At 64.1% G+C, this 6,905-nt stretch carries 6 protein-coding genes, 1 tRNA gene and 3 pseudogenes; 6 read left to right on the forward strand and 4 right to left on the reverse strand.

Annotated elements, in window-relative coordinates; all coding sequences use genetic code 11:
* Nucleotides 1-4: 4 nt before the first annotated feature.
* A pseudogene (locus N177_RS19840) lies at nt 5-979 on the reverse strand (IS481 family transposase); the annotation flags it as partial.
* Here N177_RS19840 and N177_RS19845 point away from each other — a divergent pair.
* Together N177_RS19845 and N177_RS19850 are read left to right on the forward strand one after the other, a co-directional pair.
* A pseudogene (locus N177_RS19845) lies at nt 966-1,226 on the forward strand (transposase); the annotation flags it as partial. The pseudogenes N177_RS19840 and N177_RS19845 sit on opposite strands and share 14 nt — an antisense overlap.
* A 92-nt stretch (nt 1,227-1,318) precedes the next feature.
* Nucleotides 1,319-1,949 (forward strand): annotated as a pseudogene (locus N177_RS19850) (IS256 family transposase); the annotation flags it as partial.
* Between the two features lie 708 nt (nt 1,950-2,657).
* Here the strand turns inward: N177_RS19850 and N177_RS19855 are convergent.
* Nucleotides 2,658-2,731 (reverse strand) — tRNA-Gly (locus N177_RS19855).
* 53 nt (nt 2,732-2,784) lie between these two features.
* On the opposite strand from N177_RS19855, the gene N177_RS19860 reads away from it, so the two are divergent.
* Both N177_RS19860 and N177_RS19865 read left to right on the forward strand, forming a co-directional pair.
* Nucleotides 2,785-3,234, forward strand: a complete 450-nt coding sequence (locus N177_RS19860; protein ID WP_023434226.1) for a very short patch repair endonuclease — start codon at nt 2,785-2,787, stop codon at nt 3,232-3,234.
* A gap of 64 nt (nt 3,235-3,298) precedes the next feature.
* Entirely contained in the window at nt 3,299-4,603 is a 1,305-nt protein-coding gene (locus N177_RS19865; RefSeq protein ID WP_023434227.1) for a DNA cytosine methyltransferase, read from the forward strand.
* On the opposite strand, the gene N177_RS19870 is transcribed toward N177_RS19865, so the two are convergent.
* Complete coding sequence (locus tag N177_RS19870; protein ID WP_023434228.1) at nt 4,600-5,403, reverse strand: hypothetical protein; 804 nt, start codon at nt 5,401-5,403, stop codon at nt 4,600-4,602. The two genes, N177_RS19865 and N177_RS19870, sit on opposite strands and share 4 nt — an antisense overlap.
* 162 nt (nt 5,404-5,565) lie before the next feature.
* Here N177_RS19870 and N177_RS19875 point away from each other — a divergent pair, with 162 nt between their 5' ends.
* Nucleotides 5,566-6,018, forward strand: a complete 453-nt coding sequence (locus N177_RS19875) for a hypothetical protein (protein WP_023434229.1) — start codon at nt 5,566-5,568, stop codon at nt 6,016-6,018.
* A gap of 11 nt (nt 6,019-6,029) precedes the next feature.
* Nucleotides 6,030-6,299 (forward strand): hypothetical protein, encoded by a 270-nt coding sequence (locus tag N177_RS19880; protein ID WP_040486307.1) that lies wholly within the window; start codon nt 6,030-6,032, stop codon nt 6,297-6,299.
* A 54-nt stretch (nt 6,300-6,353) separates the two neighbouring features.
* Here N177_RS19880 and N177_RS19885 read toward each other — a convergent pair whose 3' ends face one another.
* The gene (locus tag N177_RS19885) at nt 6,354-6,743 is read right to left on the reverse strand and encodes a hypothetical protein (RefSeq protein WP_040486308.1); all 390 of its coding nucleotides are present in this window, start codon (nt 6,741-6,743) and stop codon (nt 6,354-6,356) included.
* Nucleotides 6,744-6,905 lie beyond the last annotated feature (162 nt).

Raw genomic sequence — 6,905 nt, forward strand, 5'->3', positions numbered from 1 at the left:
CCTCTTAAGCTTCTTGACTGACGAACGACTTGATCGTCTCGATCGGCCTACGGCCCTGGTTGCGGTAGCCGAGGTGGGGCCGCTCGGTGTTGTAGTGGACGAGCCAGAGGTCGAGGTCGTCCTGCAGGGCCTCGACGGTCTCGTAGAACGTCTCGCGCATCTTCACCCGGAAGAACTCGTCGAGGACGGTGCCGTTGAAGCGCTCGACGAAGCCGTTCGTGCGCGGCGTCCTGACCTTCGTCCTGCGGTGCTCGATGCCGTTGAGCTCGAGGTAGAGCTCGTAGGGGTGGGTGTCTGTCCCGCAGAACTCCCGGCCGTTGTCGGTCAGCACGGCGCCGACCGGCAGGTCGAGAGTGCGGTAGAAGGGCAGCACGTCGTTGTGCAGCACCGCCACGGCCGCCTCCGGCTGCTTGGAGACGTGCAGGAAGCCGAAGGCGTAGGAGCCATAGGTGTCGACCACGGCGTGCAGATAGACCTTGCCGATGCCCTTCAGCGAGCCGACGAAGAACGTATCAGCGCACAGGAGTTCGCCCGGCGCCTGGCTCTCCACGTGGCGCTCGCGGAAGGCCGGGTTGAGCTTCTCCAGGAAGGCGACCTGCTCGCCCGTCAGCTCGATTCTCGTCTCCGCGTTCGCCTTCTCCAGCGCCAGCCATCGGTCATAGCGCGTGCCGAGGCCGTTCTCGTTGAGGATCTTCTGGATGGTGATCGCCGAGACGCGCCGGCCCTCGAGCGTCAGCATCGCCTCGATCCGGTTGCAGCCATAGGCCGGGTGCTCGAGCGTCAGCGCCTTGATCCGCTCCACCGTCTCCGGCGGCGTCGTCTGCGGATGGCTCCTGTGGATCGGCGGCAGGTCCTTCAGCCCTTCGAAGCCCTGCGTCTGGAAGCGCCGCTTCCACTCGTAGAAGCTCGTCCGGTCCATGCCGCGCCGGCGGCAGGCCTCTGCCACGCTGCCGAGCTCCGACGCCAGCTCCAGAACGCTCGACAGTCAGAGCGTCAAGACAACGGAGGCCGGCGGCCCTCGCGGCCACGACGCCGGCAAGAAGATCAAGGGCCGCAAACGGCACGCCATGGTCGATACCGATGGGCGCCCGCTCGTGCTGCAGGCCCACACAGCCGCGAGCCAGGACCGCGATGGCGCGGTGCCTCTGCTGAAGGCCTCGCGGAGGTCCTTCCCCTTCGTCGAGCGTGCCTTTGCCGACAGCGCCTACGGCGGCGACCGCGTCGCCGAGGGCCCCGGCTATCCACCTCCCGCGCCAGTTTCGAGACGGCTTCTCAGGGCAAACCGGTACTGGTCACCAGAACTCGCTTGATCAACACGGATACTCTAGGCATGGACATCGGCCCCTCCTAGGCCGAGCCGTTCTGGACGGAGTTCCTCCGCAAGCTCGCCCGCCGTGGCCTGCGCGGCGTGAAGCTCGTCGTCTCGGATGCCCACGAGGGCCTGAAGGCGGCCGTCTCGAAGATCCTCAGCGCAACCTGGCAGCGCTGCCGCGTCCACTTCATGCGCAACGCCCTCGCCCATGCCGGCAAGAGCGGCCGGCGGGTCGTCTCCGCCTTCGTCGCAACCGCCTTCGCACAGAACGACGCCGACGCCAACAGGCAACAGTGGCGGCGCGTGGCCGACCAGCTCCGCCCGAAGCTGCCGAAGCTCGCCCGACTGATGGACGACGCCGAGCCGGACGTCCTCGCCTACAATGAGCTTCCCGCCACAGCACCCGGCGAAGCTGCACTCGACGATTCCACTCGAACGGCTCAATGGCGAGATCAAGCGGCGGACCGAGGTCGTCGGCATCTTCCCCAACGAGGCAGCCATCACCAGGCTCGTCGGCGCCATCCTGCTGGAATAGAACGACGAGTGGTCCGTCCAGCGCTGCCGCTACATGACACTGGAATCCGTCGCCCCTGTCGGCGATGATCCCGTGATCAGCCTGCCTGCCATGGCCGGCTGACGAGCTCTACGTCTGCCGGAGATCACGCAGGCCCGCAGCGAGCTACACCACTCACTGGGACACGATCCGGACAGATCGTCGACGAGATCACGCAGGCGTGCCAGGACAATGCGGCGGAGCTCCGGCGAAGGACCGCGACGCACGCTGGACGGTGAGGTTCTCCAAGGTGAAGCCGGTCGAGGAAGGGAAGCCAAGGCCGACCGACATTGCGGTGCCAGCCTTCGGCTACAAGAACCATGTGAGCATCGACCCCACCGGCATCACGGCTTCATCCGCGGCTGGTCGGTCATGGATGTCGCGGCCTATGAGAGTGTGCAGCTCGAGCGCCTCATCCGGTGCAACGCCGGCTCCAGGGGTTGGGTAGACGCCGCCTTCCGGTCGAAGAAGAACGAGACTTGACTGCCGAAGCACGGATGAGGACAGCCAGAGGGAAGCACTGGCACGACGTGGGGAGCGAGCGGCGGCTGCAAAAGCCGCTACCGACCGTTTCAAACGCCTGATCGTTGTATGGACGTTGTGCAGGAGGGAATCTGGAGGAGTCCGTTTAGGTCCTCTTTCCTACTAATTGCTGACGTGCCGCCGAGAAATTGGAGCGGGCGATCGGGATCGAACCGACGACATTCAGCTTGGGAAGCTGACACGTTCATACCCCTAACCACTTGACAACGCATTGGTGCAGGGCGCGACGCTGTAGGCAATTTGCAGGCTTGGAGCGGGTGAAGGGAATCGAACCCTCGTCGTCAGCTTGGGAAGCTGCTGCTCTACCATTGAGCTACACCCGCGACCTTGATCTGATTACCTTTTCGGCGCGGCGGCTTCAAGCGCAATCCGCCGCGTGCTGCTTCTGCTCGTGCGCACGTCGCGCTACCATTGCCGTATGGCCGACCGCGTCACGCCCGAGCGCCGATCCTTCATCATGTCGAAGGTCGGACAGAAGAACACCGCGCCCGAGATGGCCCTACGGCGCGCGCTCCATGCGCGTGGGTTCCGCTATCGCCTGCACCGTCGCGACTTACCCGGAGCTCCTGACCTCGTGTTCCCCTCGCGCCAGAAGGTCGTCTTCGTTCACGGTTGCTTCTGGCACGGGCATGACTGTCGCTGGGGACGAGCGCCCAAGAGCCGTGGCGAATACTGGCTGCCGAAGATCGAGGCCAACAGAGTCCGCGACAACCTGGCCTTAACCAAGCTGAGCGATATGGGCTGGCAAACCTTCGTGGTCTGGCAGTGTGAGTTGCGCGACCCTGAGGCGGCCATCCAGCGCGTTGTCGCCTTCCTAAACGACTAGATTTCGGTGGGCAAATCGTCATGACCACGATAAGTTGCGAACATCGCAACAACGGAGGGGCAGGATGACGCGGCCTATCGGGATCGACCTTTTCGCGGGCGCAGGCGGGATGAGCCTCGGCTTCGAGCAGGCCGGGTTCGATGTGGTCGCCGCCGTCGAGATCGACCCCGTTCATGCGGCCATCCACAAGTTCAACTTCCCAGACTGCAAGGTCATCGCTCGTTCAGTCACCGACCTGACGGGCGACGAGATTCGCTCACTCGCGGGGATCGATGACCGTGACGTGGACGTGGTGTTTGGCGGGGCACCGTGCCAAGGCTTCTCGATGATCGGGCAGCGCGCCCTCGATGACCCGCGCAACTCGCTTGTGCGCGACTTCGTGCGGATCGTCGATGAGTTGAACGCCAAAACCTTCGTTTTCGAGAACGTGAAGGGGCTCACCGTCGGCAGGCACCGCAAGTTTCTGGTCGAGTTGATCGAGGCATTCGAGGCCAGAGGCTACCGCGTGCGCCGCGAATGGAAGGTGCTCAACGCGGCCGACTACGGCGTCCCGCAGGACCGGAAGCGGTTCATACTGCTCGGAGCGCGAGGCGACACCCCGATACCCGATTACCCCGCGCAGACGACACATGCGGCGGGCTCGACGAACTGCGGCAGTCCGAGCGGCCCGACCTGCCGCGATGCACTGGGCGACCTTCCAGACGCCGAGAGTTTCGACGCCCTGCTCATGACCGACGAAGTGCCCGTCCAAGCGTTCGGCGAACCGAGCGAGTACGCGAAGGAACTCCGCTGCATCGGTAACGATGCTTGGCACTTCGGGCATCCCCGCCTCTGGGATCCAGCGCTGCTGACTTCCAGCTTGCGAACCGACCACACCGAGATTTCTCGGCGCCGGTTCGCCGCAACCCAACCCGGCAAGGTCGAGCCGATCTCGCGCTTCTTCAAGCTGCCGCCTGATGGCGTGTCGAACACCTTGCGCGCTGGCACCGATGCCGCCCGAGGCGCGTTCACCAGCCCCCGACCAATCCACTATGCCTTCGCCCGTTGCATCACGGTGCGCGAGATGGCCCGCCTGCACGGTTTCCCCGACTGGTTTCGCTTCCACGAGACCAAGTGGCATGGGGCACGGCAGATCGGTAATGCGGTACCTCCGCCGCTCGCCCGTGCCATCGCGGGCAAGGTCATCGAAGCCTTGGGCGTTCAGCCCACTCGCCCGAACGTTGCCGTTGCGCTGGGCGACACTGCCCTGCTGCGCATGGACATGTCGCAAGCCGCCGCCCACTGGTCGATTGACAACCCGATCGGGCGGCGGGACCGCAAGAGCGGTGCGACGAAGCGGAAGCAGCACGAGATCGAAGCCTCGCTCTAGCGGAAGGTGAACCGCCGAACTTTGACGATCTCGATCTCGTCAATGTCGGTGTGCGGGCTGAACTCGACGATCCATACCGTGTTGAGGTCATCGCGCCACAAGCCGAGGCTGCGCACAGCGAGGCCCGGGATCGGTGCCTTCTGGACGCCGTAGGTGTTCAGGTTCAGCGCCTGCGACCATGACAGGTGATCCTGTCCGCCCTTGCCCGAGATCGGCACGATGGTTTCCTGCGTGCCGTCGATGCCTGCCTGAACCTCGTCGATCTCGATCTGGCCGTAGCTCACCGTCGTGCGGTGATGCCCTTGAATGGCCATGGCCTGAAAGCCGAGAAAGGTAGAGATCAGGTGGGCGTTGCGAACGCGCGTGAATACTGCTTGCTCGTCCTGACCGAGCAGCGCCGAGATGAACTTGGGGGTCTGATCGACCACGGGCTCCAGATCGGGATCGACTCCCAGTGCCTCGAAGTCGATCACGTTCTTCCGGCGCGTGCGCCGCAAGCGATACTTGCCCTTCCCGTTCTGCAACCACGTCATCGGCCCCGCCTGCTCCATCTCGGTCGGGAGGTTGCGGCGCGCGTCGTAGGTATACTTGATGTCTGGCACGTTCGCGACTTCGCGGTCGATGATGCCATCCGCCACTGCCTGCCGCATGGCCTGCCGCACGGTCTCCTGATCGAAGGGCAATTCCGCTGGCAGCGTCTCTGCGGTGTAGCCTTTGGTCAGGTTGCGAAACAGGTAGACGGCGATCCGGTCGTACTTCGGGATGGCGAGCAATTCTTCGTTGGTCATCTGGGTCAGCATGGAGAATTCCTTCTTCTGCCCCGACTAGACACCCCATACAGGCTGCGAGTCAATCCACGATAGAACCTACGACCGAAATTTCCGGTTGATCGCTCACCGGGGAAGGTCCGAATGTCGTGTCACGGGGCGCACAGTGCGCCCAGCATCAACGGAGTGACCGACATGACCGACAACCTCAGCAAAGCCGACCTCAACGCCCGCCTCGCCACGCCCCTGACCGCCTCGGCGCTCAAGAAGATCGCGAAGGCCGACCTTGTCGCGATGGTCGCGGCGCGGGAGAAGCCGCGCCAGCCGCGCACCTTGAAGCCGCACGTCTTCTGCCTGCCCGTGGCGGACGCCACGGAGGCGAAGGCGCTGAAAGAGGGCAGCAAGAAGCACCTGCTCGCCGCGGCCCTGCTGAACGGCGCGGCGCTCGACGAGCTGATGGCCGTCACCGGGTGGAACAAATCCACCGTGCAGAGCGCCTTTGCCTACGACATGAAGTCCGCAGGGCTAGGCGTCGAGCGACGCGAGGACGGCCGCTACTACCTGCTGCTTCCCGCCGGGATGCTGCGCCTGCCCATCGCGACCGCCGACGTGACGCGCGCGGATGCGCTCGTGGCTGCCTGCCGCTGATCGACGGAGGCATGACCATGCGCCTCTCTGACCTCATCGAACGCCTCCAGGACCTCGCCGCCGAGTGTGACACGGACCCCGAGGTTCAGCTTGCCGTCCAACCGTCGTGGCCGTTCGCGCATCGCCTGACGGATGTGGTCCTGGTCGATCTGGACGCGGACGACGACGAACCGCCGTCCGACGTGACGGCCTACGCCCCACCGCGGCGCATCGTCTATCTCGGCAAGGGCGGCCAGATCGGCTACCTGCCCGGCATCGCGAAGGCCGAACTCGGCTGGTAGGCGCGCCGCCATCGCGACGTGTAACGAGCGGCCCTTGGGCCGCTCGTCATCGTTTTAGAACATGCGCTTGTTGGCCTTCAGCGCCTGCCTCACGTTCCCATGGTTATCTGGATTACCAAGAAGAGCGCACAGCTGCCGATAGTTGCTGACAAGATGGGCAAGGATCATGTTCGCTGTCTTTGCACCGCTGTCAAAGGGAATGAAGACACCTAAGCCCTGCCCCGACATTTCCCAGCCGCTAACCGAGTCGTGCGTGATCTCAATCTTTGCTCCCAACCTTATTGCATAGAGCACGTCTCGGGCTATCGCGTCGTCACGCCGCCATTCTTCCAGGTGCTTTGCGATAGGATCCATTTTCTCCATGTCATCCCCTTCTGAGCTGCCGACCGTGGTAGTAGGGGTGGAGGACGCTGCGGCCTCCGCGTCATTCTGCATCGACTTCATCTGCGTTTCCTTTCATCGTTGGGTCTCGCCAAGACGGCGTGCTACCTTTGGAACACACGGGAGCGCAGATGGCTGTTGGGCAGAATCCAGCCGTCCTCAACGAACTCGCGGATGCGTGGTTCGAGGAGGAGGGTGACGCAGAGAAAGCATGGGCGGTGATCG

This window comes from Lutibaculum baratangense AMV1 (assembly GCF_000496075.1).
GTDB lineage: Bacteria > Pseudomonadota > Alphaproteobacteria > Rhizobiales > Tepidamorphaceae > Lutibaculum > Lutibaculum baratangense.

Excerpts from the sequence above, each read along its gene's own strand:
- N177_RS19865 (WP_023434227.1), top strand. The coding sequence starts at position 3,299 with ATGACGCGGCCTATCGGGATCGACCTTTTCGCGGGCGCAGGCGGGATG.
- N177_RS19870 (WP_023434228.1), bottom strand. The coding sequence starts at position 5,403 with ATGCTGACCCAGATGACCAACGAAGAATTGCTCGCCATCCCGAAGTAC.
- N177_RS19875 (WP_023434229.1), top strand. The coding sequence starts at position 5,566 with ATGACCGACAACCTCAGCAAAGCCGACCTCAACGCCCGCCTCGCCACG.
- N177_RS19880 (WP_040486307.1), top strand. The coding sequence starts at position 6,030 with ATGACCATGCGCCTCTCTGACCTCATCGAACGCCTCCAGGACCTCGCC.
- N177_RS19885 (WP_040486308.1), bottom strand. The coding sequence starts at position 6,743 with ATGAAGTCGATGCAGAATGACGCGGAGGCCGCAGCGTCCTCCACCCCT.